Source organism: Pseudomonas sp. TE3-3-F2023 (assembly GCF_036784815.1).
Classification (GTDB): Bacteria; Pseudomonadota; Gammaproteobacteria; order Pseudomonadales; family Pseudomonadaceae; genus Aquipseudomonas; species Aquipseudomonas pudica.
Genome location: NZ_CP145113.1, coordinates 3,339,649 through 3,365,906 on the forward strand (window position 1 = coordinate 3,339,649; position 26,258 = coordinate 3,365,906).

The window sequence follows — 26,258 nt, forward strand, 5'->3', positions numbered from 1 at the left end:
AGCCATGAAACGCAGCAAAGGCTTCACCCTGATCGAACTGCTGGTAGTGCTGGCGATCATCGCCACGCTGATGACCATCGCCATGCCGCGCTACTTCAACAGCCTGGAAAGCTCCCGCGAAGCCACCCTGCGCCAGAGCCTGGCGGTGCTGCGCGAGGCGCTGGACCACTACTACGGCGACACCGGCCACTACCCGGACTCACTGGAGCAACTGGTGGAGCAGCGTTACCTGCGCAACACCCCGATAGACCCGATCACCGAGCGCAGCGATGCCTGGCAGCTGGTGCCACCGCCCGAAGGCGTGGCCGGCGGCGTGGCCGATATCAAGAGCGGTGCCACAGGGAGGGCGCGCGATGGCAGCCTGTTCGCGGAATGGTAAGGCCGACGCCGGCTTCACCTACCTGGGCGTGTTGCTGCTGATTGCGGTCAGCAGCGTGGCCCTGGCCGCCACCGGCACGCTCTGGGCCAGTGCTGCCCAGCGTGACCGCGAACGCCAACTGTTGTGGGTGGGCAGCCAATATGCCCAGGCCCTGCGCAGCTACTACCGCGCCTCGCCGGGGCTGGCCCAGTATCCCCAGGAACTGGCCGACCTGCTGCAGGACAATCGCTTCCCGCAGGCCAGGCGGCACATTCGCCGGCTGTACCCCGACCCCATCACCAACAGTGACGATTGGGGCCTGCTGCGCTCGATCGATGGCCGCATCACCGGCGTGCACAGCCGCTCGGACGCCACCCCGTTCAAGCGCAGTGGCTTCAGCGCCGAATGGAGCGGTTTCGACGGGCTGGAGCACTACAGCGACTGGCAGTTCGTCGCCGAGCAGGCCTTTGCCGAAAGTGCCGGTGGCGTGCAGACCCATGCCGGCCCGGGAGACACGCCATGAGCCGCCTGGCCGCGCTGTATCTGGGCCTGCTGCTGGTGGCAGTGCTGGCCACCTCGGCCAGGGCAGGGGACGAGGACGAGATGCAAGGTTTCATCGTCGACAACACCATCTCGCACATCGGCCACGACTTTTACTACTACTTCGCAGACCGCCTGCGCGCCACCAGCCGGCTGGATTTCAACCTGGTGGTGCGCGAACGCCCGGATGCCCGCTGGGGCAGCCTGGTCACCGTGGAATTCGAGCGTGAGGTGGTGTACCGCCGCTTTCTGCCACCGAACACCACCGAGCTCAAGGACGAGGCCGTTGCAGCAGCCGACCTGGTCAAGCAGCAAATCATCCAACGCAAGTTGCAACGCCTGCTGCAGGACACCACCGATCTGGAGAGGGACGAGCTATGAAGTACCACATACCCCGTTGCATCGCCGCCTGCCTGTTTGCCAGCGCATGTGCCGTCCAGGCCACCGAGCTGGTGTACACCCCGGTCAATCCGGCCTTTGGCGGCAACCCGCTCAATGGCACCTGGTTGCTGAACAACGCCCAGGCGCAGAACGACCACGACGACCCCGACCTCCAGGACCGCTCCTCGGCCTTTGCCGGCACCACGGCCCTGGAGCGCTTCAGCAACCAGCTGGAGTCGCGGATGTTGTCGCAGTTGCTGGACAACATCAGTAACGGCAACACCGGCAGCATGGCGACCGATGCGTTTCTCATCGACGTCATCGACGATTCCGGGGCCTTGAGTATCAAGGTCACCGATCGCGCCACAGGAGAAATCTCGATCATTGAGGTCAGCGGCCTGAACCCTTGAGGGTGCAAGGCTATTTGTTGGGGAGAGAACACCATGAAACGTCTGCTGAGCACACTGCTGATTCTCACGGCCCTGGGCCTGCACGGTTGTGGCCTGCGCGAACCGATGCCCGCCGAACAGGACTCGGAAACCCCGACCCTGACCCCCCGGGCCTCGACCTACTACGACCTGATCAACATGCCACGGCCCAAGGGCCGGTTGATGGCGGTGGTGTACGGCTTCCGCGACCAGACCGGGCAGTACAAGCCGACCCCGGCCAGCTCGTTCTCCACCAGCGTCACCCAGGGCGCGGCAAGCATGCTGATGGACGCCCTGAACGCCAGCGGCTGGTTCGTGGTACTGGAGCGTGAAGGCCTGCAGAACCTGTTGACCGAGCGCAAGATCATCCGTGCTTCGCAGAAAAAGCCTGATGTACCGGAAAACATCATGGGCGAGCTGCCTCCGCTGCAGGCCGCCAACCTGATGCTGGAGGGCGGTATCATCGCCTACGACACCAACGTGCGCAGCGGCGGCGAGGGTGCTCGTTACCTGGGTATAGACATCTCCCGCGAGTACCGCGTCGACCAGGTGACCGTTAACCTGCGTGCGGTGGACGTGCGCACCGGGCAGGTGCTGGCCAATGTGATGACCAGCAAGACCATCTATTCGGTCGGCCGCAGCGCCGGGGTGTTCAAGTTCATCGAGTTCAAGAAGCTGCTCGAGGCCGAGGTGGGGTACACCACCAACGAACCGGCGCAGCTGTGCGTGCTGTCGGCGATCGAGGCGGCGGTGGGGCATCTGCTGGCGCAGGGGATTGAACGGCGGCTGTGGCAGGTGGCGGGGGATGCGGGGGAAGGGCAGGCTACGGTGGACAAGTACCTGAGCCAGAATCAGCAGCCGTGATTGGCTACGAGGGCCTCTGCGCGGGTGAACCCGCTCCCACAGGTACAGCTTCAACTCCAAGCCCGCGCTGTCCCTGTGGGAGCGGGCGCGCCCGCGAAGCAGGCTACGCGGTGGATGGCACCGGCTTTGCCGGTGTTCGCGGGCATGCCCGCTCCCACAGGGACCGCGTGATCTCAAGTGCGACGCCATCCCTGTGGGGTTTACCCGCAAATGGGCCGGTGCCGGGTGTCTGGCGGGCACCTGGGCTTTGTTGAAATCAAGCGGCAGTCGTGATTGAGCTTGAGGGCCTCTTCGCGGGTGAACCCGCTCCCACAGGTTCAGCGCCAACTCAAAGCCAGCGCAGTACCTGTGGGAGCGGGCCCGCCCGCGAAGCAGACGACGCGGTGGATGGCACCGGCTTTGCCGGTGTTCGCGGGCTTGCCCGCTCCCACAAGTACCGCGTGATCTCAAGTGCGACGCCGGCCCTGTGGGAGCGGGTTTACCCGCGAATGGGGCGGTGCCGGGTGTCTGGCGGGTACCTGGGCTTTGTTGAAATCAAGCGGCAGCTGTGATTGACCTCGTGGGCCTCTTCGCGGGTGGACCCGCTCCCACAAATATTGCGCAAGCTTCCAGATCTTGAGCAAGGCGGCGCTCCTGCGTGTCCCTTTACGTAAACGTCACCATATGCCACCTTCTACCGCAGCCTGATGACGGCCAGGGATTTCTCCCGCAAACTGCGGAAAATTCCCAAGCCCGTTCCCCGCCACCTTGGCGGGGCACAGCCGGAGTAGAAAATGGCGCGACAACTAATAACAAACGCCCACGACCCGCTGCACGAATCCCGCCAGGCCCGCCTCAGGCTGGCCAGCGAAGGCGAGCTGCCACTGGGCATGCTGCGCGACGAGATCGATGCCTCCTGGCGCCGCAGTCTGGGCCATGGCCTGGATTGCCTGCAGGGCGAGCAGGTCGGCCTGGGCCTGGAGCAGGGCCACGACCTGCGCATGCTGCTGGAGCGCAATCGCCTGCTGGTCGACGCCGTTACCCCCGAACTGGACTACCTGGTCGCGCGCCAGGGCAAGGCCGGCATCGTCATCCTCGGCGACGCCCAGGCCAACGTGCTGGCCATAGAAGGGCAGAAGCACGTGCTGCAACGCGAGGGCCTGCGTGACCTGCACCCGGGCAGTTGCTGGAGCGAGTCATTGCGCGGCACCAACGCCATCGGCACGGCAGTGGTAGAAGGCCGGCCGACCTTGATCAACTGCGGCGAACATTACCTCGACCGCCTTAGCCCGTTCTCCTGCACCTCGGTACCCCTGCGCGACCCGCGCGGCGAGGTGATCGGCGTGCTCGACATCACCCGTGAAGGGGTGATGGCGCAACCACAGGACAGCCTGTCGACGCTGATGCTGGCGGCCGGCAACATCGAAAGCCGCATGTTCGGCCTGTGCCACCCAGAGCAATTGGTGCTGGCCTTCCATAGCCGCCCGCAATACCTCAACAGTGCCTGGCATGGCCTGCTGGCGCTGAGCCTGGACGGCGAGGTGCTGGCTGCCAACGACAGTGCCTGCCAGCTGTTGCAGGTGCCGCGCCATGAGCTGTTGGGCCGGCGCAGCAGCGACCTGCTGGGTGAACGGTCACCGGCCTTCATCGCCCGCCTGTGGCAGGGCGGGGTTAGCAGCGTGCAAACGGCCAAGGGCGAGTTCTACTTCCGCGCCCTGCAGCTGCCGCGCCATGGCCGGGTCAACGGCAGCACGCCGGTGAGCAAGCCGGCGCCGGGCAAGCAGTCGCCAGCCCTCGACGCCCTGGCCGGTGGCGACCCGCGCCTGGCGCGCAACCTGCGCATGGCCCGCCAGGGACTGGGCAATGGCCTGCCGGTGCTGTTGCTGGGCGAGACCGGTACCGGCAAGGAGGTCGTCGCCCGGGCTCTGCATCAGGCCAGCCCGCGTGCCGACAAACCGTTCGTGGCCGTCAACTGCGCGGCCATCCCCGAAGGGCTGATCGAGTCCGAACTGTTCGGCTACCGTGAAGGCGCGTTCACCGGTTCGCGCCGGGGCGGCATGGTCGGCCGGCTGATGCAGGCCCATGGCGGCACGCTGTTCCTCGACGAAATCGGCGACATGCCGCTAGCACTGCAGGCGCGCTTGTTGCGGGTACTGCAGGAACGGCGAGTGGCCCCGCTGGGGGCGGGCGACGAGCAGGAAATCGACGTGGCATTGATCTGTGCCACCCACCGCGACCTCAAGCGCCTGGTGCAGGAGCAGCACTTCCGCGAAGACCTTTACTACCGGGTCAACGGCGTGTCGCTGCGCCTGCCGGCACTGCGCGAGCGTGATGACCTGGCGGCGATAATCCAGGGGCTGCTGGACAAGTCAGATGCCCGGGGCGTGACGCTGGACCCTGCCCTGACCGCGCTGCTCGAAGGCTTCGACTGGCCGGGCAACATCCGTCAGCTGGAAATGGTCGTGCGCACCGCGCTGGCCATGCGCGAGGACGGCGAGCAGGTGCTGACCCTCGACCACCTCACCGACTGCCTGCTGGACGAACTGGCCAGTGGCACGGCACCTTCCGGCAGCCTCAAGGACAACGAGCTGGAGTTGATCCGTGGTGCCTTGGCGCGTCATCAGGGCAACGTGTCCGCGGCGGCCGAGGCGCTGGGTATCAGCCGGGCGACGCTGTACCGCAAGCTCAAGCAGTTGCGCGGCTGACGTGGGCGGCCTGTTCGCCCGGCTGGTGGAATCCAGCGACCCTGTGCTCATGCGCCAGGCGTTGGCCTGGCTGTATGGTTTCGTGCGCCCCCATCGACGCGCCATCGGCCTGTTGCTCGGCTTGTCGCTGGGCGCCTCGTTGCTGGCGCTGGCGCAACCCTGGCTGGTCAAGACGCTGATCGACGAGGGGCTGCTGGCCAAGGACTACCAGACCCTCTGGCACATGGCCGCGATCATGATCGGCGCGGGCCTGCTGGGTACCGTGCTGGCCGGGGTAAACCGCTACCTGCACACGCGCTTGTCGGGGCGCATCCTGTTTGCCCTGCGCGATGACCTTTACCGCCACCTGCAGCAGCTGTCGCCGACGTTCTATGGGCGGCGGCGCATTGGCGACATCCTTTCGCGGCTGGATGGCGATGTGGCGGAAATCCAGCGCTTTGCCGTGGATTCGCTGTTTTCGGCGGTGTCGGCGGTGATCGGCCTGGTGGGCGCGGTGGTGCTGATGCTGATGCTGTCGTGGCAACTGTCGCTGCTGCTGGCGCTGCTGGTGCCGATCGAAGTGCTGTGGCTGCGCTGGATGCGGCGCAAGGTGGAGCGCGAAGTACGCAACCTGCGCGAACGCTCGGCGGATGTGTCGTCGTTCCTGGTCGAAACCCTGCCGGCGATGAAGTTCATCCAGGCCGCCGGCCAGCAGGGCCGCGAGGCGGGGCGCCTGGACCAGCTGGGCCAGGGCTACATGCGCCAGTTGCTGAAGGTGCAGGTGACCGAGTTCTTCACCCAGGCCATTCCCGGCACGCTGACCTCATGGTGCCGCGCCTGCGCGTTTCTGGTTGGCGGCTGGTGGGTGATCCAGGGCACCTGGCAACTAGGGGCGCTGATCGCCTTTTCCACCTACATGGGCATGGCGGTAGGGCCGGTGCAGAGCCTGCTGGGCCTGTACGTGGCGGTGCAGCGCATGGCGGTAAGCCTGGGGCGGGTGATGGAACTGAAGCAGGAGGCCGTCGCCGTGCGTCCGGCAGCCAACCCTCAGCCCCTGCCCGATGGCCCGGGCGAATTGCGTCTGGAAGGGGTGAGCTTTGCCCATGAAGGGCGCCAGGGCGCGGTCCTGAACAACGTGCAGGTGTGCGTGCCGGGTGGCCTGAAGGTGGCCATCAGCGGTGCTTCGGGGGTGGGCAAGTCGACCCTGATCGACCTGCTGCAGCGCTTCTATGACCCGGACGCCGGGCGCATCCTGCTGGATGGCACCGACTTGCGCGAGCTGGACCTGGCCGCCCTGCGTCGGCGCATTGCGGTGGTCAGCCAGGATATCGTGCTGTTCCGCGGCACCCTGGCACAAAACCTGGCCTACGGCGTGCCCGAGGCAAGCCGTGAGGAACTGGAACGGGTAGTGCGCCTGGCGCGGCTGGACAGCCTGGTCGACAGCCTGCCGCTGGGCCTGGACGGCCTGCTGGGTGAGCGTGGCCAGCAGTTGTCGGGCGGGCAGAAACAACGCATTGCCATCGCCCGCGCGGTGTTGCAGGCGCCGGCGATCCTGGTGCTGGACGAGGCTACATCGGCGGTGGACGAAGCCACCGAGCGCGAGGTGATCGCGGCCATCGACCAGCTGTTCGCCGGCCGCACGCGCATCCTGATCAGCCATCGTGCTTCGACCCTGGCCGATGCCGACCTGCACCTGCAGCTGCACGATGGCCAGGTGCAGGTGTTGCCCGAGGAGGTGATCAAGCATGGGCACTGACTTGCGCGTTGGCGTCATCGACAGTGGTTGCTCGCCGGAGCAGGCCAGTGCCTTGCTGGGCGCGCGCCGCTTCTGGCTGGAGGACGGCCGGTTGCGCGAAGGTGACCTGCTGCCCGACCAGCTTGGGCACGGTAGCGCCGTGCTCGCCGGCTTGCAGCGGGAGGCAGGGCCGGTACCCGTGCTGCTGGCCCAGGTTTTCGACGCCCAGGCCAGCACCAGTGCCCTGCAGGTGGCGGCCGCGCTGCTGTGGCTGGTGGAGGCGGGGGCTACGCTGGTCAACCTCAGCCTTGGCCTGCAGCAGGACCGGCCTGTGCTGCACCAGGCCTGCGCCGAGGCTTTGGCCGCGGGTGTGCTGTTGTGCGCCTCCAGCCCGGCCCAGGGCGGGCCGGTGTATCCGGCCAGCTACCCCGGGGTGATCCGGGTTACCGGCGATGCCCGCTGTGCGCCGGGCCAGTGGTCCTGGCTGGGTACCCGGCAGGCGGACTTTGGCGGTTATGTGGGCGTGGGCGGCAGGGCGGGCGCGAGCCTGGGCTGTGCGGCCCTGAGTGGCAGGGTGGCTGCGTTGCTGCGTGATCGGCCGGGCATGGACCTCCCGCAGGTTCATGACTGGTTGCGCCACCACGCGGCGTTTGCCGGCCCTGAGCGACGAGGTGCCGGCCATGGCTGAGCCACGCATTGTGGTGCTGGGGGCAGGCCCTGCGGGTGCGGCCACGGCCATTGGCCTGCGGCGGCTGGGCTATGCGGTGGCGGTGGTGTCCGAATGGCGCCGGTTTGCGGCGGTCGAAGGGGTTTCGCAGCGGGTGCTGGAGGGGCTGCGCCACGCCGGCCTTGGCGGGGCGTTGCGCCAGGCGGCGATGCCGGCGACTCGGCAAGTGCACTGGAATGGCCAGCAGCTGCACCTGAACCAGGAATTTCTGCTGGATCGGCAAAGGTTTGACCGGGCGCTGCGTGACGACCTTCAGCGTGCGGGTGTGAGCGTGGTCGAGGGGCGGGTGCGCGAGGTGGTTCGCGACGTCGGTCATGGTATCCGCCTGGACGACGGGCAGGTACTGCAGGCCGATTTCCTGGTCGAAGCCCGAGGCCGCCAGGCCCCGCTGGCTGCCGATCGCCTGCGTGGGCCGGAGACGGTCAGCTTGCTGAATGTCTGGCAGGCCGCCCCCGGGGCGCCCGCATCGGCGGTGGAGAGCCTGGCGGATGGCTGGGCGTGGATGGCGCGCCTGGAAGACGGCCGCTGCTACTGGCAAGTCACCCTGGACGCCGCGGGGCTGCCGGGCAAGGCCGGGTTGGCGGATTACTGCGCGGCGCGGCGAGCCGACAGCGCGCTGGTGGCCGAGCTGTTCGATGCCAGGGCATTGGCGTCGGCAGAGGTGCATGCTCGCAGCAGTACCGCGATCCTGGCTGGTGAGTGCGTCGGGCAGGACTGGATACGCGTGGGCGATGCCGCGATGGCCGTTGACCCACTGTCGGGCAACGGGATCTTCCAGTCGCTGTCTTCGGCGCTGCAGGCGCCGGTGGTGATCAATACCTTGCTGCGCAGGCCCGAGCGGGCAGGGTTGGCGCGGCAGTTTCACCAGCAGCGGATCGAACAGCTGTTTTTGCGCTTTGCCCGGATCGGGCGGGATTTCTATGGCCAAGAGCAGGGGCGCGTGGGGCAGCCGTTCTGGGCACGGCGGCAGGGGTGGCCGGACATGCAGGCATTGCACGTGGCGGCGGACTGGCGTGCGGTGAGGGTCGAGCGGCGGCCGGTGTTGCGTGACGGGCTGGTGGATGAGGCGGAAGTGGTGGTGACGGCGGATCAGCCGTTGGGGGTGTGGCATTTGCAGGGGGTGGAGCTGGCGCCGGTGGTGCGGGGACTGCGTAGCGGCCGACCTATCGAGGCAGTGTTGTCAGGCCTGCCAGGGGAGCAGCAGGTGATGGTGCGGCGGTGGTTGTTGGAGCAGGGTCTGGCTTGAGATTGCAGGGGCCGCTTTGCGGCCCTTTCGCGACACAAGGCCGCTCCCACAGGTTCACGCAAACCTTGAGGGCAGCGCTGTACCTGTGGGAGCGGCCTTGTGTCGCGATGGGCTGCGCAGCAGCCCCGGGATCTCGAATCAGAAGAAAGTCCCGACGATCAACTGCATGTAGGTCCCGGTATCCCGCACGCCCAGCTGCGTTCCGCCATTGGCCGCGCTGCGCTCCGGCTTGTAGAACCCTACCAGCGGGCTGATCAGCAGGTGGTCGTTGACCATCCATTCCACATACAGGTCCAGCTCCCGCCCGCCCAGGTTGCCCTGGTCGGTGTCCAGCGTATCGAAGTCGAAGTACAGCGCCCCGACGGTCAGGTTGGCCCGTGGTTTGCCCTTCAACGCCACGTGATGTACCTGGCTGTTGCTGTTGAACGGCCCGGCATAGTTGGCTGCCACCTCACCCTGGAACCAGGTGCCATAGCCACGGCTCAAGCCATAGAACAATGGGTCGAAGTCTTCGGAAAAGCGGCTGTAGCGGTAGGTGGCGGTGGGTGACCAGGGCAGTTCGGAGAAGGTCCAGTTGCCTTCCAGGTACCAGGCGTTCTCCCGCCCGCCGGTTTTGTCCTGGGTCACGTACTCGGCGGCCAGCTCCAGGTCTTTCACCCCCAGGTTGCCACGCCCGCGCAGGCTGGCGGTGTCCATGCCGTCACGGTGTTCCAGGCCCATGATCTGCGCGTAGCGCTGGTCCACGTCGAGGCCGCGGATCCAGCTCAGGCCCACGGTGCCGGCGTCGGCGACGTGTTCCAGGTTGGCCACCGCCAGCGATGTGTCGGCCTGGTAGTGGTTGTCGGACTTCAGCCACATCAGGTCGCTGCGCCAGCCTTGCTTGCCGCCCAGGCGCAGCACGGCGGTGCGGTCGAAGGCCTTGCGTGCGGCCAGGTAGTAGGCACCGCCGCGGTCGAAGTTGGCGCCCAGGTCGACCTTGCCCAGGTTCACCGGATCGCCCTGGATCAGGAAACCGTCGCCCAGGGTCACCACTTGGCGGCCGCCGGAAATATCCACGCCGTCCTCCCCCAGGGCCGGGAACAGGTTGGCCGAGCGCCAGCCCAGGTACAGGTCTTCGATGGCGGTGCGGCGCTCGTCGCCCAGGGTAAGGCCGGCGGCATCGCCATCGCCCCAGGTGGCGGAGCTGAGCAGGTTGAAGGCGCCGTAGAGCGCGCCGCTGTCGGCCAGGGCCTGGCTGCCGCTGAGGCCATACTTGACGTAGCCTTCCTGCCAGGCGGTGCTGCCGGGCTTGCGGTTGCCGGCCAGGTTGAAGCTTTCGTCGCTGTGGAAGGCGCCGAACAGGGCTTCGAGGTCGGCGTTGAGGGTGGTGCCGTCGTGGTTGTACAGCTCGTAGGCCTGGGTGACTTGGGCGGCGAACAGCAGGGCCAATGTGCAGGCGAGTTTGTGCCTCATGGTGTGCTCCATGTTTTTGTTGTTGTTTTCGGGTTGCCTGTGCCGGCGTCTTCGCAGCACAAGGCTGCTCCTACAAGGACCCCACAGTATTCAGGCCTGTGGTGATCCTGTGGGAGCGGGTTTACCCGCGAAAGGGCCGGTACTGGCTGAAGATCAGAGCTTGATCAACACCGACTTCAGCTCGGTGTAGTGCTCGATGGCAGCGGCCCCCATCTCACGGCCGACCCCGGACATCTTGTAGCCGCCAAACGGCAAGGCAGGGTCGAGGGCGCTGTGGCAGTTGACCCACACCGACCCTGACTTGATGCGCGGGATCATCCGGTGCACGGCGGCCAGGTCGTTGGACCAGATGCTCGCACCCAGGCCGTAGGGGTTGTCGTTGGCCATGCCGATCACTTCGTCGATGTCATCGAACGGCATCGCCACCAGCACCGGCCCGAAGATCTCTTCCTGCACCAGGCGGTGGCGCTGGTCGACATCGACGATCACCGTCGGCTTGACGAAGTAACCCGGCCCGAAGCCTTCGCCGCCGCAGGCAATGGTCGCACCCAGCTCGCGGCCAAGCTCGATGTAGCCGGTGACGCGGTCCTGCTGCTTGGCCGAAATCAGCGGGCCCATCTGCACCGCCGGGTCAAGGCCGCTGCCCAGCTTCATGCCGTTGGCGATGCCGGCGATGTCGGCCACCACGTTGTCGAAGTGCTTGCGGTGCACGTACAGGCGGGACCCGGCGCAGCATACCTGGCCCTGGTTGAAGAAGATCGCCGTGGCGGCGCCGGCAGCGGCTTCCTGAAGGTTGGCGTCGGGCATGACGATGGTCGGCGACTTGCCGCCGAGTTCCAGGGTGACGCGGGTCATGTTGTCCATGGCCGCCTTGCCGATCAGCTTGCCGACCTCGGTGGAGCCGGTAAAGGTCAGCTTGTCCACGCCGGGGTGGCGGCTGAGTGCGGCGCCGGCGTTCAAGCCGGTGCCGGTGACCACGTTGAACACGCCAGCCGGATAGCCGGCTTCGTCCACCAGCTCAGCCAGCTTGAGCACGCTCAGCGGGGTTTCGTCGGCGGGCTTGAGCACTACGGTGCAACCGGTAGCCAGGGCCGGGCCGAGCTTCCAGCAAGCCAGCAGCAACGGGAAGTTCCAGGCGACGATGGCGCCGACCACGCCCACTGCCTCGCGTCGCACGAAACCATGGAACTGGTCGTTGGGCATCAACGGCATCGAGGCTTCGACGGTGCTACCCTCGATCTTGGTAGACCAGCCGGCCATGTAGCGCAGGAAGTCGATGGCCAGTTGCACGTCCATCACCTGGGCCACGGCGGCGCTCTTGCCATTGTTCAGGCATTCCAGTTCGGCCAGCTGGCGGGCGTCGCGTTCCATCAGGTCGGCCAGGCGCCACAGCAGGTTCTGCCGTTCGCGCGGGCGCAGGCGGCTCCACGGCGAATCATCGAAGGCCTGGCGCGCGGCGCGCACGGCGCGGTCGACATCTTCGGCCTCGGCGGCGGGCACTTCACCCAGTACCTCGCCAGTGGCCGGGTTGCGGAACGACAGGGTGCGACCGCTGGCGGCGTCCTGCCAGTCGGCGCCGATGCGCATCTTCAGCTTGCGTTCGAGAAAGGCGCGGGTGGCGGGCAGGATGGGCAGTTCAGAAAGCATGGGACGGTGCCTCTTGTCATTGGATGTGACGGGCACAGGCGCAATGGGCGTGCCAAGGTCGGCAGATGGCCGCAAGCCGTTGAGCAGGTTGGTTTTTGTCCTGGGGCAAGGTTGGGATTGCAGGGTTGCGCTGTTGCACATTGAGACGGTGTGAGACGGTGGTGAAACAGTGGCATCAAGGGCCAATCGTCGGCAAGCCAGCTCCCACAGGTACAGCACAGGCCTTCAAGGCAGTGATTAACCTGTGGGAGCTGGCTTGCCGGCGATTGGCCTGCGCAGCAGGCCTTGTCTCAGGATGAAACACCCTGTCGCGAAATGGCACGCTGCAATTGGCCATACCTGCTGCTGGCCAAGGCCGGAAAACCGGTTAAAAGGTTGAAAGAAAACACTTTTACAGCACCTGGCACAGTTCCTGTATCACTACCGTCACATGCACACCTGCTGTACCAAAGCGTGCGAAAACGATAAGAACAACAACCGTGGAGGTCTGACCTTGAAGACGACTCGACTCCGGCGGCATGCGGGCAAACTGGCGCTGGTCGCCGCCGCGCTGCTGAGCACCCAGGCCATGGCGGCCGAGCAGGGCCCGAGCCTGTTGCAGAACAAGTGCATGGGGTGCCATATCCCCGAAGGCAACGACACCTACAGCCGTATCAGTCACCAGCGCAAGACGCCGGAAGGCTGGCTGATGAGCATCGCCCGCATGCAGGTGATGCACGGCCTGCAGATCAGCGACGACGACCGCCGCACCCTGGTCAAGTACCTGGCCGACAAGCAGGGCCTGGCGCCCAGCGAAACCGATGGGGTGCGTTATGCCATGGAGCGCCGGCTGAACACCGTCGAGCAGTTCGACACCCAGCTCAGCGAAACCTGTGGCCGTTGCCACTCCGGTGCCCGTGTCGCCTTGCAGCGGCGCCCGGCCAAGGAATGGGAGCATCTGGTCAACTTCCATCTCGGCCAGTGGCCGTCCCTCGAATACCAGGCCCAGGCGCGTGACCGCGACTGGCTGCCGATCGCCCTGCAGCAAGTGGTGCCTGACCTGGCCAAGCGCTACCCGCTGGAAAGCGCGGCATGGGCCGAATGGCAGAAAGCCAGGCCCAAGGCCGATGCGCTGCCGGGGCAGTGGGCATTCAGCGGCCACATGCTGGCCAAGGGCGACGTGCGCGGGGTGATGAGCGTCACGCCTGACCAGGGTGACACCTTCAAGGTCGAGGTCAAGGGTGCGTATGCCGACGGCACACCGTTCAATGGCAGCGGTTCGGCGATCCTCTACAACGGCTATGAATGGCGTGGCAACGTCAAGGTGGGCGACGCCAACCTGCGCCAGGTGTTCGCCGCGCTGGATGGCGAAATGAAGGGCCGCATGTTCGAGGCCGAGCACGACGAGCGTGGCCTGGACTTCACCGCGGTGAAGGAGGGCAAGGCGCGCCTGCTGGCGGTACAGCCGGCATTCATCAAGGCTGGTGGCGAAAGCGAGATCACCCTGGTCGGCAGCGGCCTGGCCGGCAAACCGGACCTGGGCGCTGGCGTGGAAGTGACCGAGGTGCTGGAGCAGACCCCGACCCTGGTACGGCTGAAGGCCCGCGCCGCGGCCGATGCCAAGCCTGGCCAGCGCGAAGTCGCCGTAGGGACGCTCAAGGGTGTCAACCTGGCGGTGTACGACAAGGTCGAGGAAGTGAAGGTGGTGCCGGCGTTTTCCATCGCCCGCATCGGCGAGAACGGCGCTTCGGTGCCCAAGGTGCAGGGCCGTTTCGAGGCCGAAGCCTGGGGCAAGGACGCCAATGGCCAGCCGCTGCGCATCGGCTACCTGCCGGCCAGCTGGAAGGTCGAGCCATTCAACGAGCGTGCGGTCGAGGACGAAGACGTCAAGTTTGCCGGGAAGATGCAGGCCGATGGCGTGTTCGTGCCAGGCGGTGCCGGCCCCAACCCGGAGCGCAAGATGATGACCAACAACGCCGGCAACCTGAAGGTCATCGCCACCCTGGCCGACGGTGGCCAGACTGGTGAAGGGCACATGATCGTCACCGTACAGCGCTGGAACAACCCGCCGCTGCCGTAACGGCAGGGGCTTACGGTTTTCCAACGGATCGTTTATCGGGAGGTCGCCATGGGCGCGCTACTGAACCTGGTCGAACGCAACCTGCATGAAGTGCAGGTCGACGCCGACCGCATGCTGTTCCATATCCCCAGCAGTTCGCTGTTCACCGCCGACGCGGTGACCGGCGGCATCATCGACACCCTGCGCCAGCAAGGCTGTTCGGCCGAGGAGCTGATGCAGCGCCTTGGCCAACAGTTTGCCGGCAGCGATATCCAGGACACCCTGCGCGAGCTGATCGCGCTGGAGCTGGTCAGCGACGGCTCGCCGCTGACCCCGGAAATCGCCCTCAGGCAGGTCGAGCGCACGGCGCTGAACACTGTGGTGCTCAACGTCAACACCGGCTGCAACCTCAGCTGCACCTACTGCTACAAGGAAGACCTGGACAAACCGTCCGCGGGCAAGAAGATGAGTACTGCCACCGCCGAGGCTTCGGTGGAGATGCTGCTCAAGGAGTCGCCCGACGAGCAGCGCTATAGCGTGGTGTTCTTTGGTGGCGAGCCGCTGTCCAACCGGCCGTTGATCGAGCACATGGTCGCCTACTGCGAGCGGCGCTTCGCCGAGGCTGGCAAGCAGGTGGAGTTCATCATGACCACCAATGCCACCTTGCTCACCGAAGAGATCGTCGACTGGCTCAATGCCCACCGGTTCGGCCTGTCGGTCAGTATCGATGGCCCCAAGACCGTGCACGACCGCAACCGCATCACCGTGGGCGGGCAGGGCACCTATGACGTGGTAAGGCGCAAGGTCGACATGCTGCTGTCGCGCTACCACAGCCGCCCGGTGGGCGCGCGAGTCACGCTGACCCGTGGCATCACCGACGTCGAGACCATCTGGAACCACCTGTTCAACGAACTGGGGTTCGCTGAAGTCGGCTTTGCCCCGGTTACCTCCGGCGATATGGCCAACTTCAACCTCACCGGCGAAGAGCTGGTACAGGTGTTCGCCAACATGAAGGCGCTGGGCCGGCGTTACCTGGAGGCTGCGCTGGAGCACCGCAATATCGGCTTCTCCAACCTGCACCAGCTGATCACCGACATCCATGAAGGCCACAAGAAGGCCCTGCCGTGCGGCGCCGGGCTGAAGATGCTGGCCGTGGACCATGAGGGCGAGCTGAACCTGTGCCACCGCTTCACCGGCTCCAGCCTGCCGACCTTCGGCAATGTGCACCAGGGCGTGAAGCAGGCGCAGCTCAACGACTTCCTGTCGCAACGCCTGGACCGCAGCAACACCGGCTGCGACAGCTGCCGCATCCGCAACCTGTGCTCCGGCGGCTGCTACCACGAAAGCTATGCCCGCTATGGCGACCCGCAGCACCCGACCTACCACTATTGCGAACTGATGCGCGACTGGGTCGACTTCGGCATCGAGGTCTACAGCCGCATCATGGCCGCCAACCCGGCCTTCATCGATCGCTACATCACCCCGCGGAAGGCGCACTGACATGAAGCACTTGAAGCCCCTGAACAACAAGGCGCGCATCCTCGAGCAGGCCGCCGCCGAAGACCGTGTCGAAGAAGTCATGGCCATGAGCGCAGTGGCGGGCTGCACCGCCACCACCGACCCGGGCTGGGAAGTGGACGCCTTTGGTGGCGTGAGCTCGCTGTGCCAGCCGATGGAGGCCGACCTGTATGGCTGTTCCGACCCTTGCTGGTGGCCGGCCCAGGTGCCGGACATGATGAGCACCTACCAGGACTGGAACGCCCAGGCGAGCAACTCGGCGGAAGACTGGCGCAACCTCGGCACCGTGTTCCCGAAAGACAAGTGACCGGCCCAACAAGAATGACAAGGGGAAACCGCATGAAAGCTGGACGCTGCGCGTCACTCGCGCTCACCATCGCCGCCGCGGCCTGTGCCGGGCTGGTACAGGCCGCCGACACCGGGCCGGCGCTGAAGGCTGGTCACGAATACATGATCGTGACCAACTACCCGAACAACCTGCACGTGGTCGATGTGGCCAGTGACACGGTGTACAAGAGCTGCGTGATGCCCGACAAGTTCGGCCCCGGCACCGCGATGATGGCGCCGGACAACCGCACCGCCTACGTGCTCAACAACCACTACGGCGACATCTACGGCATCGACCTGGACACCTGCAAGAACACCTTCCACGCCAACCTGTCCAGTGTGCCGGGTGAGGTGGGCCGGTCGATGTACTCGTTCGCCATCAGCCCGGACGGCAAGGAAGTGTACGCCACGGTCAACCCGACCCAGCGCCTGAACGACCACTACGTGGTCAAGCCACCGCGGCTGGAAGTGTTCAGCACCGCCGATGGCCTGGAGGCCAAGCCGGTGCGCACTTTCCCGATGCCGCGCCAGGTGTACCTGATGCGTGCGGCGGACGATGGCAGCCTGTACGTCGCCGGGCCGGACATCTACAAGATGGACGTGAAGACCGGCAAGTACACGGTGGCCTTGCCGCTGCGCAACTGGAACCGCAAAGGCTACAGCGCCCCGGACGTGCTGTACTTCTGGCCGCACCAGAGCCCGCGCCACGAGTTCTCGATGCTGTACACCATTGCCAGGTTCAAGGATGACAAGCAGGACCCGGCCACCGCCGATCTGCTGTATGGCTACCTGAGCGTCGACCTGAAGACCGGCAAGACCCACACCCAGGAATTTGCCGACCTGACCGAGCTGTACTTCACCGGGCTGCGTTCGCCAAAAGACCCGAACCAGATCTACGGCGTGCTCAACCGCCTGGCCAAGTACGACCTCAAACAGCGCAAGCTGATCAAGGCGGCGAATCTGGACCACACTTACTACTGCGTGACCTTCGACAAGAAGGGCGACAAGTTGTACCTGGGCGGCACCTTCAACGACCTGGCGGTGTTCAACCCGGATACGCTGGAGAAAGTGAAGAACATCAAGTTGCCGGGTGGGGACATGTCCACCACCACGCCGCAGGTGTTCATCCGTTAAACCGGTGCTGGCTTCTTCGCGGGCTTGCCCGCTCCCACAGGGGCTGCACAGGCCTGGAAACCTGTGTGGTACCTGTGGGAGCGGGCAAGCCCGCGAAGAGGCCGGTACAGACAATACAAGAACAACAAGAGACCGCCATGCCCCAGCCAAGCTACTCCCAGGGCAACCAGGACAAACCCCTGCTTACCCAGTGCATCGGCGACGCCTTCGATACCACCGTCGCCCGCTTCCCCGACCGTGACGCCCTGGTCGTCCGCCACCAGGCCCTGCGCTACACCTGGCAGCAACTGGCCGAAGCCGTCGACCGGCACGCCCGTGCGCTGATGGCCTTGGGCGTGCAGCCCGGTGACCGCCTTGGCATCTGGGCACCCAACTGCGCAGAGTGGTGCATCACCCAGTTCGCCAGCGCCAAGGTAGGTGCGATCCTGGTCAACATCAACCCGGCCTACCGCTCCAGCGAACTGGACTACGCCCTCGGCCAGTCCGGCTGCCGCTGGGTGATCTGCGCCGACGCGTTCAAGACCTCCGACTACCACGCCATGCTGCTGGGCCTGGTCCCGGGCCTGGCCGGCGGCCAGCCGGGTGCCCTGATCTGCGAACGCTTCCCCGAGCTGCGCGGTGTGGTCAGCCTGGCCGTCGCGCCACCGCCGGGCTTTCTCGCCTGGCACGACCTGCAGGCCCGTGCCGCGGCCGTCAGCCGCGAAGCCCTTGCCGAGCGCCAGGCACAGCTGCGCTGCGACGACCCGATCAATATCCAGTACACCTCGGGCACCACCGGTTTCCCGAAAGGCGCCACCCTCAGCCACAGCAACATCCTCAACAACGGCTACATGGTCGGTGAAAGCCTGGGCCTGACCGAGCATGACCGGCTGGTGGTGCCGGTGCCGCTGTACCACTGCTTTGGCATGGTCATGGCCAACCTCGGCTGCATGACCCACGGCAGCACCCTGATCTACCCCAGCGACGCCTTCGACCCGCTGGCCACCCTGCGTGCGGTGGCGGAAGAAAAGGCCACTGCGTTGTACGGTGTGCCGACCATGTTCATCGCCGAACTGGACCACCCCCAGCGTGGCGAGTTCGACCTGTCGAGCCTGCGTACCGGGATCATGGCCGGTGCCACCTGCCCGATCGAGGTGATGCGCCGGGTTATCGGCGAAATGCACATGGCCGAGGTGCAGATTGCCTACGGCATGACCGAAACCAGCCCGGTGTCGCTGCAGACCGGCGCCAGCGACGACCTGGAGCGCCGCGTGACCAGCGTCGGGCGCACCCAGCCGCGGTTGGAGAACAAGGTGATCGATGCCGATGGCAACACCCTGCCGCGTGGCGAGGTCGGCGAGCTGTGCACCCGGGGTTACAGCGTGATGCTGGGCTACTGGAACAACCCCAAGGCCACGGCCGAAAGCATCGACGAGGAAGGCTGGATGCATACCGGCGACCTGGCGGTGATGGACGAGCAGGGCTATGTGCGTATTGTCGGGCGCAGCAAGGACATGATCATTCGCGGCGGCGAGAACATCTACCCGCGTGAACTGGAAGAGTTCTTCTTCACCCACCCGGCGGTGGCAGATGTGCAGGTGATTGGCGTGCCATGCAGCAAGTACGGTGAAGAGATCGTTGCCTGGGTGCGGCTGCACCCGGGGCATACGGCCAGTGCGGAGGAACTGCGCGATTGGGCGAAGGCGCGGATAGCGCACTTCAAGGTGCCGCGGTATTTCCGCTTTGTCGATGAGTTCCCGATGACGGTGACCGGCAAGGTGCAGAAGTTCCGCATGCGCGAGATCAGTGTCGAGGAGCTGTCTGCCGGGTGATGTGTCGCTTGTACTGGCCTCTTCGCGGGCACGCCCGCTCCCACAGGAAATTCACTGCCCGTCAGACCTGTGACATACCTGTGGGAGCGGGCGTGCCCGCGAAGAGGCCAGTGCAGGCAGCGGATGACCTCAGCCTTGCAACAGCTCCGGGCTGTTGAAGTTGCTCAACCTGCGATCATCGTCGGCACATTCCAGCCCCTGCACCGCTTCACGCAGCAAGGCCTTCTGCAAACTCCGCTCGCCCGCCGCCCAGGCCTGCTCCAGCACCGGCAACACCCTGCGTGGCAGCACGCTGAACATCGGCTGCCAGTACGCACCCTGGCGCACCATCGCCGCACTGTCACTGGTCACCGCCAGCCGCAGCAAGTCTTCGATCAACCCCCGGTCAACCAGCGGCGCATCGCAGGCCAGCAGCACCACCCATTCATGCCGCGCCACCTTTAGCCCCGCAATCACCCCCGCCAACGGCCCGGGGTAGTCCGCCTCGGCATCGCCCACCAACTGGTCGGCATACGCCCGGTAGGCCTGCTGGTTACGGTTGCAGGAAATCACCAGGTCATCGCTGAGCGGCCGTACCACGCGCTGCACATGCGCCACCAGCGGTTTGCCCTGCCAGTCGACCAGGCCCTTGTCACGGCCGCCCATGCGCTGGCCGCGGCCACCGGCGAGAATGAGGATGGAGCAGGGGGGAAGGGCATCAGGCATGAAAAAGGGTTCCGGGCAGTCAATGCCGGGAACCCTCCCATTTCACGCGGGGCTTGTCCAGTCAGCTGTCGCTGGTCACGGCCTGCGTGTCGGCACCCGCCTGGCGTCGCCCGGCAAGGCGCATCACCACCACGAAGAACACCGGCACGAACACCACCGCCAGGGTGGCGCTGAGCATGCCGCCGATCACGCCGGTGCCGATCGCCTGCTGGCTGGCCGAACTGGCGCCGCTGGCAATGGCCAGTGGTACCACGCCGAGGATGAACGCCAGCGAGGTCATCACGATCGGCCGCAGGCGCAGGCGCGCGGCCTGCACGGCGGCGTCGACGGCATCCACGCCCTGGTCGACCAGGCTCTTGGCGAACTCGATGATCAGGATGGCGTTCTTCGCCGACAGGCCGATCAGGGTGATAAGGCCGACTTTGAAGAACACGTCGTTGGGCATGCCGCGCAGGGTCACCGCCAGCACCGCACCGAGCACGCCCAGCGGTACTACCAGCAGAACTGCGGTGGGGATCGACCAGCTTTCGTACAACGCTGCCAGGCACAGGAACACCACCAGCAACGACAGCGCCATCAGCATCGGTGCCTGGCTGCCGGACAGCCGCTCCTGCAGCGACAGACCAGTCCATTCCAGGCCGGCACCGGCCGGCAACTGGGCTACCAGGCGCTCGATCTCGGCCATGGCTTCGCCCGAACTGTAGCCAGCCGCCGGTTCGCCGGAAATCGACACCGCCGGGTAGCCGTTGTAGCGGGTCAGCTGCACCGGGCCGCTGACCCACCTGGCCTGGACGAAGGCGCCCAGTGGCACCATCTTGCCGCTGTCGTTGCGCACGTGGATCTTCAGCAGGTCTTCGACCTGGCTGCGCTGGTCGCCTTCGGCCTGCACCACCACCCGCTGCATGCGCCCCTGGTTGGGGAAGTCGTTGACGTAGCTGGAACCCACGGCCACGTCCAGCACCGAGCCGATATCGGCAAACGACACGCCCAGGGCATTGGCCTGGCGGCGGTCGATTTCCAGCTGCACCTGCGGGCTTTCCGCCAGCGAGGCTTCGCGCACGTTGGTCAGCACCTTGCTCCTGGTGGCATTGGCCAGCAGCTCGTCGCGGGCGGCCATCAGCTCGGCGTGGCCCATGCCGCCGCGGTCCTGCAGGCGGAACTCGAAGCCGGTCGACTCGCCAAGGCCGTCGATCGGCGGCGGTAGCACGGCATAGGCCACGGCGTCCTTGAGCTGGGTGAAGGCCATGGTCGCGCGGTCGGCAATCGACTGGGCGCTGTCGTCGGCGCCGCGTTCGGACCAGTCCTTGAGCGTGGTGAAGGCCAGTGCCGCGTTCTGCCCACTGCCCGAGAAGCTGAAACCCAGGATCAAGGTGGTGTTACCCACGCCGGGCTCTTCGGCGTTGTGCGCCTCGATCTGTGCCGCCACCTGTTCGGTGCGCATGCGGCTGGCGCCCGGCGGCAGCTGGATATCGGTGATGGTGTAGCCCTGGTCTTCGGTGGGCAGGAACGCCGTGGGCAGCTGGCTGAAACCATAGCCCAGCACCGCCAGCAGCAGCACGTATACCAGCAAGTACCGGCCGCTGCGCTTGAGCGCCTGCATCACCCAGCGCTGGTAGCCGTTGCTCATGCCCTCGAAGCGGCGGTTGAACCAGCCGAAGAAGCCCTTGCGTTCGTGGTGCTCGCCCTTGGCCACCGGCTTGAGCAGGGTGGCACACAGCGCCGGGGTGAGGCTGAGGGCCAGGAACGCCGAGAACAGGATCGACACTGCCATCGACAGCGAGAACTGCTGGTAGATCACACCCACCGAGCCTTGCATGAAGGCCATGGGCAGGAACACCGCCACCAGCACCAGGGTAATGCCGACGATCGCGCCGCTGATCTGGCCCATGGCCTTGCGCGTGGCCTCCTTGGGCGGCAGGCCTTCCTCGGCCATGATCCGCTCGACGTTTTCCACTACCACGATGGCATCGTCGACCAGGATGCCGATGGCTAGCACCATGCCGAACAGGGTCAGCACGTTGACCGAGAAGCCCATGGCCAGCATCACGGCGAAGGTGCCCATCAGGGCCACCGGCACCACCAGGGTCGGGATCAGGGTGTAGCGCAGGTTCTGCAGGAACAGGAACATCACCGCGAACACCAGCAGCATGGCTTCGAACAGGGTGTTGATGACCTGCTCGATCGACACCTTGACGAATGGCGAGGTGTCGTAAGGGATGTCGTACTTGACGCCTTCGGGGAAGTAGCGCGCCAGGTCCTGCATCTTCGCCCGCACCAGGGTGGCGGTTTCCATGGCGTTGGCGCCTGGCGACAGCTGCACGCTGAAGGCGGTGGCCGGCTTGCCGTTCAGGCGCGTACCGTACTGGTATTCCTGGGCACCGATCTCGACCCGTGCGATATCGCCGATGGTCACCGTGGAACCGTCCGGGTTGGCACGCAGGACAATCCCGGCGAACTCCTCGGGGGTGCTCAGCTGGCCCTTGACCACCACGTTCGCGGTGATTTCCTGGGTGCCACGGGAGGGCAGGTCACCAATGCTGCCTGGGGCCACCTGGGCGTTCTGCGTGGCGATTGCCTCGGCCACGTCGTTGGGCGTGAGGTTGAAACCGATCAGCTTGCGCGGGTCGATCCAGATGCGCATGGCACGCTCCGAACCGTACAGTTGGGCCTTGCCGACGCCCTTGAGGCGGCGGATTTCGTCCATCACGTTGCGCGCCAGGATATCCGACAGGGCGGTTTCGTCGAGCTTGCCGTCTTCGGAGGTGAGGGTGGCCAGCAGCAGGAAGCCTGTGGAGACCTTTTCCACCTGCAGGCCTTGCTGGGTCACCGGGCGCGGCAGCCGCGACTCGACCACTTTCAGGCGGTTCTGCACGTCGACCTGGGCCAGATCCGGGTTGGTACCCGGGGCGAAGGTAGCGGTGATGGTCGCGCTGCCCAGGCTGCTCTGCGACTCGAAGTACAACAGGTTATCGGCGCCGTTGAGTTCCTGCTCGATCAGGCTGACCACGCTCTCGTCCATGGTCGCCGCCGATGCGCCCGGGTAAACGGCGTAGATTTCCACCTGCGGCGGGGCCACGTTGGGGTACTGGGCCACCGGCAACTGCGGGATGGCCAGGGCACCGGCCAGCAGGATGAACAGGGCGACCACCCAGGCGAATACCGGGCGGTCGATGAAGAATTGCGGCATGAATCAGGCCCTCACTGGCCAGTGTGCTGTGCGATGGGCGATGCCCCTGGTGCGTTGTCGACCTGCACCTGGTCACCGGCCTTGACGTGTTGCAGGCCTTCGACCACCACCCGTTCGCCGGGGGCCAGGCCTTCGCTGACGATCCAGCGGTCGCCCTGGGCGCTGCCCAGTACTACCTGGCGGTCGCTGACCCGGGCCTGCGGGTCGACCACCAGCACCTTGGGCACGCCAGCGCTGTCGCGCAGGATGGCGCGCTGCGGCACGCTCAGGCCCTTGGGCTGCACGGCTTGCTCCAGGCGCACCCGCACGTAGCTGCCGGGCAGCAGGTCGAGGTCCGGGTTGGGGAACTCGCTGCGCAGGGTGATCTGGTTGGTGCTGGGGTCGACGCTGATGTCGGAGAACAGCAGTTTGCCCGGCAGCGGGTAGGTGCTGCCATCGTCCTGGATCAGCGTGGCCTGGGCCTGACCGTCGCCGACCTGCTGCAGCTCGCCGGCACGCAGGGCGCGGCGCAGGGCGTTGAGCTCGCGGGTCGACTGGGTGACATCGGCGTGGATCGGGTCCAACTGCTGGATGGTCGCCAATGGCGTGGTCTCGTTCTGCCCGACCAGCGCACCTTCGGTGACCTGGGCGCGGCCGATACGGCCGGAAATCGGCGCGGTCACGGTGGCGTAGCCGAGGTTGAGGCGGGCGCGCTCCAGCGCAGCCCTGGCCTCGGCCACTGCGGCATCGGCCTGCAGGTAGCTGGCCTTGGCGTTGTCGTATTCCTGGCGGCTGACGGCCTTGTCGTCGACCAGCTCGCGATAGCGCTGCTCCTGCAGGCGCGCCTGGTACAGGGTGGCTTCGGCCTTGGCCAGGGTGGCGCGGGCGCTGTCGTGGTCGGCCTTGAACGGCGCCGGGTCGATCAGGAACAGCACATCGCCCTGCTTGACGTCGCTGCCTTCGCGGTACACCCGCTTGAGCACCACGCCCGCGACCCGCGCGCGCACTTCGGCGGTGCGTGGTGCGAGGATGCGGCCGCTGAGTTCACTGCTGATGGCCAGTGGTTGCAGTTGCAGGGTTTCCACCCGCACTTGCGGGGTGGGGGCCTGTTCTTCCTGTTCGGCGCTGTCGTCGCAGCCGGCCAGGGACAGGCTCAGGAGCGCCAGAAGCGCCAATTGGCGCAAGCGTGGGGGTAGGGTAGTAGACATACGGATCTTCCGATGATGACCACCGGTATGCTACGGCAGGCGTTCCTTGGGTGGCTGTTAATACCTGTAGGACGAGTGTGAAAAAGTGTGAAGAAGAATCCTGTCTGCCTGTAGTGTTCTATATCCTGAGTATTCCTGTGCCGGCCTCTTCGCGGGCTTGCCCGCTCCCACAGGGACTGCACAGCTTTCAAGTGCTGTTGGGTCCCTGTGGGAGCGGGCAAGCCCGCGAAGAGGCCGGTGAGGTCTTACCCCAACCCAGATTCCCAAGCGCCTATGCCCAATATTTTCCTGGTCGAAGACGACAGCGCCCTGTCCGAGCTGATCGCCAGCTACCTGCAACGCAACGACTTCCATGTCCAGGTGATCGCCCGTGGCGATCATGTGCTGGACGAGTACCGCCGGCAAAAGCCCGACCTGGTCATCCTCGACCTGATGCTGCCGGGCATCGATGGCCTGCAGCTGTGCCGCCTGCTGCGCCAGGAGTCCCAGGGCCTGCCGATCCTGATGCTGACCGCCCGCGACGACAGCCACGACCAGGTCCTGGGCCTGGAAATGGGCGCCGACGACTACGTGACCAAACCCTGCGAGCCGCGTGTGCTGCTGGCCCGGGTGCGTACCTTGCTGCGCCGCAGCAGCGTCAACGAGCCGCGGCTGGACAACGACCTGATCCTGATCGGTGGCCTGCGCATCGACCTGGCCGAGCGCACCGTGAGCTGGCGCGGCGAAGAGGTGGAGCTGTCAAGCGGCGAGTACAACCTGCTGGTGGTACTGGCGCGCAATGCCGGCGAAGTGCTGAACCGCGACCGCATCCTGCAGCAACTGCGGGGTATCGAGTTCAACGGCACCGACCGCTCGGTGGACGTGGCCATTTCCAAGCTGCGACGCAAATTCGACGATAACGCCGGCGAAGCGCGCAAGATCAAGACCGTATGGGGCAAGGGCTACCTGTTCAGCCGTGTCGAGTGGGAGTGCTGACTGCCCATGCTGAAGATTCTGGTGCGGTTGTACCTGGTGATCATCGTTGCCTACGCCGGTGCGCTGTTGTTCATTCCCGATACCATCGTCGGCCTGTTCCAGGACCGCTTCATGGCCTACAACCTGGACCAGGCCAAGGGCGTTCAATCGCTGATCGTGCGCCAGTTCCGCCAGGCCCCGCGCGAGCAGTGGCCAGCGGTGGAGCAGGAGCTGGCCAGTGATTTCGCACCGCTGGAGCTGCAGTTGCTGCGCATGGACCAGGCTGACCTGAGCGTGGACGAGCAGGCGCGCCTGGAGCATGGCCTGTACGCCGTGCGTATCGCCGAATGGGGCTATTACGAGACCGTGCTGGTGCCGCTGGACAAGGAATGGCTGGTGCGCCTGCACTCACCGCCAGACCCGCTGGACATCAACGTGCTGTCGTGGGGCGTGACCGTACTGATCGGTGCAGCCATGCTCGGTTGCCTGCTGCTGTGGGTATGGCCGCACTGGCGAGACCTGGAACGCCTCAAGGAAACCGCCCGACGCCTGGGCCAGGGGCAGATGGCCGAGCGTACGCATATCTCGCCGCACTCCAACATCGGTGAGCTGGCCGGTGTGTTCGACACTATGGCCAGTGACCTGGAGCGCCACGTCAACCAGCAGCGCGAGCTGCTCAATGCGGTGTCGCACGAGTTGCGCACGCCGCTGACCCGGCTGGATTTCGGCCTGGTGCTGCTGTTCGACGAAGTGCCGCCGGCCAGCCGCAAGCGCCTGCTGGAGCTGGTGGGGCATGTGCGCGAGCTGGATGAACTGGTGCTGGAGCTGTTGTCCTACAGCCGACTGTACAACGCCGACCAGGCCCGCGAGCGGGTCGAGGTGTCGTTGCTGGAGCTGGTCGACAGCGTGCTGGGTGGCTTTGCCGAGGAGCTCGATGGCCGGGGTATCCAGTGGGAAGTACGGGCCGAGGGGGATTTACCGCGTTTTGTGCTGGACCCACGGCTGACGGCACGGGCAGTGCAGAACCTGGTGCGTAATGCCATGCGTTACTGCGACGAGAGCCTGTTGCTGCGCTTGCGCCTGGAAGACGATGGCGCCTGCCTGGTGACGGTGGAGGATGACGGGATTGGTATTCCGGTGGAGGAGCGCGAGCGGATTTTCCAGCCGTTCTACCGCTTGGACCGTAGCCGTGACCGCAATACCGGCGGGTTTGGCCTGGGCTTGGCGATCAGCCGGCGGGCGATCGAGGGGCAAGGTGGCACCTTGACCGTGGCGCAGTCGGCGCTGGGTGGCGCGCAGTTCCGGATTCGCTTGCCTGCCGGGTGATGGGCTGCCTGTACCGGCCCTTTCGCGGGT

The 26,258-nt window shown here is 65.9% G+C and carries 21 protein-coding genes; 16 read left to right on the forward strand and 5 right to left on the reverse strand.

Translation table 11 applies throughout. The features are described from left to right. The first annotated feature begins 4 nt into the window (after positions 1 to 4). The 9 genes from V3314_RS15070 to V3314_RS15110 all read left to right on the forward strand — a co-directional run bounded on the left by V3314_RS15070 (position 5) and on the right by V3314_RS15110 (position 8,942). On the forward strand, positions 5 to 379 hold the full coding sequence (locus V3314_RS15070) for a type II secretion system protein (RefSeq protein ID WP_024087221.1): 375 nt from the start codon (positions 5 to 7) through the stop codon (positions 377 to 379). Further along, positions 354 to 881, forward strand: a complete 528-nt coding sequence (locus V3314_RS15075) for a type II secretion system protein (RefSeq protein ID WP_038409722.1) — start codon at positions 354 to 356, stop codon at positions 879 to 881. Before V3314_RS15070 ends, V3314_RS15075 begins: the two co-directional genes overlap by 26 nt. Beyond that, entirely contained in the window at positions 878 to 1,279 is a 402-nt protein-coding gene (gene csgE, locus V3314_RS15080; protein WP_046614343.1) for a curli production assembly/transport protein CsgE, read from the forward strand. The genes V3314_RS15075 and csgE overlap by 4 nt, the downstream gene beginning before the upstream one ends. After that, a complete protein-coding gene (locus tag V3314_RS15085) occupies positions 1,276 to 1,689 on the forward strand; it encodes a curli assembly protein CsgF (RefSeq protein WP_196188335.1) in 414 nt (137 codons plus the stop codon). The genes csgE and V3314_RS15085 overlap by 4 nt, the downstream gene beginning before the upstream one ends. A gap of 33 nt (positions 1,690 to 1,722) precedes the next feature. Continuing rightward, a complete protein-coding gene (locus V3314_RS15090; RefSeq protein WP_015270587.1) occupies positions 1,723 to 2,571 on the forward strand; it encodes a CsgG/HfaB family protein in 849 nt (282 codons plus the stop codon). 773 nt (positions 2,572 to 3,344) lie between these two features. Next, complete coding sequence (locus tag V3314_RS15095; protein ID WP_046614341.1) at positions 3,345 to 5,255, forward strand: sigma-54-dependent Fis family transcriptional regulator; 1,911 nt, start codon at positions 3,345 to 3,347, stop codon at positions 5,253 to 5,255. Position 5,256: 1 nt separating this feature from the next. Next, a complete protein-coding gene (locus tag V3314_RS15100) occupies positions 5,257 to 6,990 on the forward strand; it encodes an ABC transporter ATP-binding protein (RefSeq protein ID WP_196188333.1) in 1,734 nt (577 codons plus the stop codon). Continuing rightward, positions 6,980 to 7,657, forward strand: coding sequence for a peptidase S8 and S53 subtilisin kexin sedolisin (locus V3314_RS15105; RefSeq protein WP_196188332.1), 678 nt, complete (start codon positions 6,980 to 6,982; stop codon positions 7,655 to 7,657). The genes V3314_RS15100 and V3314_RS15105 overlap by 11 nt, the downstream gene beginning before the upstream one ends. Then, a complete protein-coding gene (locus tag V3314_RS15110) occupies positions 7,650 to 8,942 on the forward strand; it encodes a tryptophan 7-halogenase (RefSeq protein ID WP_338459206.1) in 1,293 nt (430 codons plus the stop codon). Before V3314_RS15105 ends, V3314_RS15110 begins: the two co-directional genes overlap by 8 nt. Positions 8,943 to 9,080: 138 nt before the next feature. On the opposite strand, the gene V3314_RS15115 is transcribed toward V3314_RS15110, so the two are convergent. Both V3314_RS15115 and V3314_RS15120 read right to left on the reverse strand, forming a co-directional pair. Beyond that, positions 9,081 to 10,394, reverse strand: coding sequence for a hypothetical protein (locus V3314_RS15115; RefSeq protein WP_338459207.1), 1,314 nt, complete (start codon positions 10,392 to 10,394; stop codon positions 9,081 to 9,083). Positions 10,395 to 10,547: 153 nt separating this feature from the next. Next, positions 10,548 to 12,041, reverse strand: a complete 1,494-nt coding sequence (locus tag V3314_RS15120) for an aldehyde dehydrogenase family protein (protein WP_338459208.1) — start codon at positions 12,039 to 12,041, stop codon at positions 10,548 to 10,550. A gap of 493 nt (positions 12,042 to 12,534) precedes the next feature. Here V3314_RS15120 and peaA point away from each other — a divergent pair, with 493 nt between their 5' ends. The 5 genes from peaA to V3314_RS15145 all read left to right on the forward strand — a co-directional run bounded on the left by peaA (position 12,535) and on the right by V3314_RS15145 (position 18,869). Beyond that, a complete protein-coding gene (gene peaA / locus V3314_RS15125) occupies positions 12,535 to 14,100 on the forward strand; it encodes a quinohemoprotein amine dehydrogenase subunit alpha (protein WP_135002932.1) in 1,566 nt (521 codons plus the stop codon). A 48-nt stretch (positions 14,101 to 14,148) separates the two neighbouring features. After that, the gene (gene peaB / locus V3314_RS15130; protein ID WP_135002933.1) at positions 14,149 to 15,579 is read left to right on the forward strand and encodes a quinohemoprotein amine dehydrogenase maturation protein; all 1,431 of its coding nucleotides are present in this window, start codon (positions 14,149 to 14,151) and stop codon (positions 15,577 to 15,579) included. 1 nt (position 15,580) lies between these two features. Beyond that, the gene (gene qhpC, locus V3314_RS15135; RefSeq protein WP_004375838.1) at positions 15,581 to 15,904 is read left to right on the forward strand and encodes a quinohemoprotein amine dehydrogenase subunit gamma; all 324 of its coding nucleotides are present in this window, start codon (positions 15,581 to 15,583) and stop codon (positions 15,902 to 15,904) included. Between the two features lie 32 nt (positions 15,905 to 15,936). Next, positions 15,937 to 17,058 carry a quinohemoprotein amine dehydrogenase subunit beta gene (peaD, locus tag V3314_RS15140; protein WP_196174047.1) on the forward strand — a complete coding sequence of 374 codons (1,122 nt, stop codon included), beginning with the start codon at positions 15,937 to 15,939 and terminating at the stop codon, positions 17,056 to 17,058. Between the two features lie 137 nt (positions 17,059 to 17,195). Next, entirely contained in the window at positions 17,196 to 18,869 is a 1,674-nt protein-coding gene (locus tag V3314_RS15145) for a fatty acid CoA ligase family protein (protein ID WP_338459209.1), read from the forward strand. Positions 18,870 to 18,998: 129 nt separating this feature from the next. Here the strand turns inward: V3314_RS15145 and mobA are convergent, their stop codons facing one another. From mobA to V3314_RS15160, 3 genes are all read right to left on the reverse strand, one after another. Continuing rightward, the gene (gene mobA / locus V3314_RS15150; RefSeq protein WP_196188328.1) at positions 18,999 to 19,574 is read right to left on the reverse strand and encodes a molybdenum cofactor guanylyltransferase MobA; all 576 of its coding nucleotides are present in this window, start codon (positions 19,572 to 19,574) and stop codon (positions 18,999 to 19,001) included. 61 nt (positions 19,575 to 19,635) lie between these two features. After that, positions 19,636 to 22,761 carry an efflux RND transporter permease subunit gene (locus V3314_RS15155; protein ID WP_196188327.1) on the reverse strand — a complete coding sequence of 1,042 codons (3,126 nt, stop codon included), beginning with the start codon at positions 22,759 to 22,761 and terminating at the stop codon, positions 19,636 to 19,638. Between the two features lie 11 nt (positions 22,762 to 22,772). Beyond that, positions 22,773 to 23,948, reverse strand: a complete 1,176-nt coding sequence (locus V3314_RS15160; RefSeq protein ID WP_196188326.1) for an efflux RND transporter periplasmic adaptor subunit — start codon at positions 23,946 to 23,948, stop codon at positions 22,773 to 22,775. A 273-nt stretch (positions 23,949 to 24,221) separates the two neighbouring features. Here V3314_RS15160 and V3314_RS15165 point away from each other — a divergent pair, with 273 nt between their 5' ends. Beyond that, a complete protein-coding gene (locus V3314_RS15165; protein ID WP_003259958.1) occupies positions 24,222 to 24,923 on the forward strand; it encodes a response regulator transcription factor in 702 nt (233 codons plus the stop codon). Positions 24,924 to 24,929: 6 nt separating this feature from the next. Beyond that, positions 24,930 to 26,228 carry an ATP-binding protein gene (locus V3314_RS15170; RefSeq protein WP_046614330.1) on the forward strand — a complete coding sequence of 433 codons (1,299 nt, stop codon included), beginning with the start codon at positions 24,930 to 24,932 and terminating at the stop codon, positions 26,226 to 26,228. Positions 26,229 to 26,258: the final 30 nt, after the last annotated feature.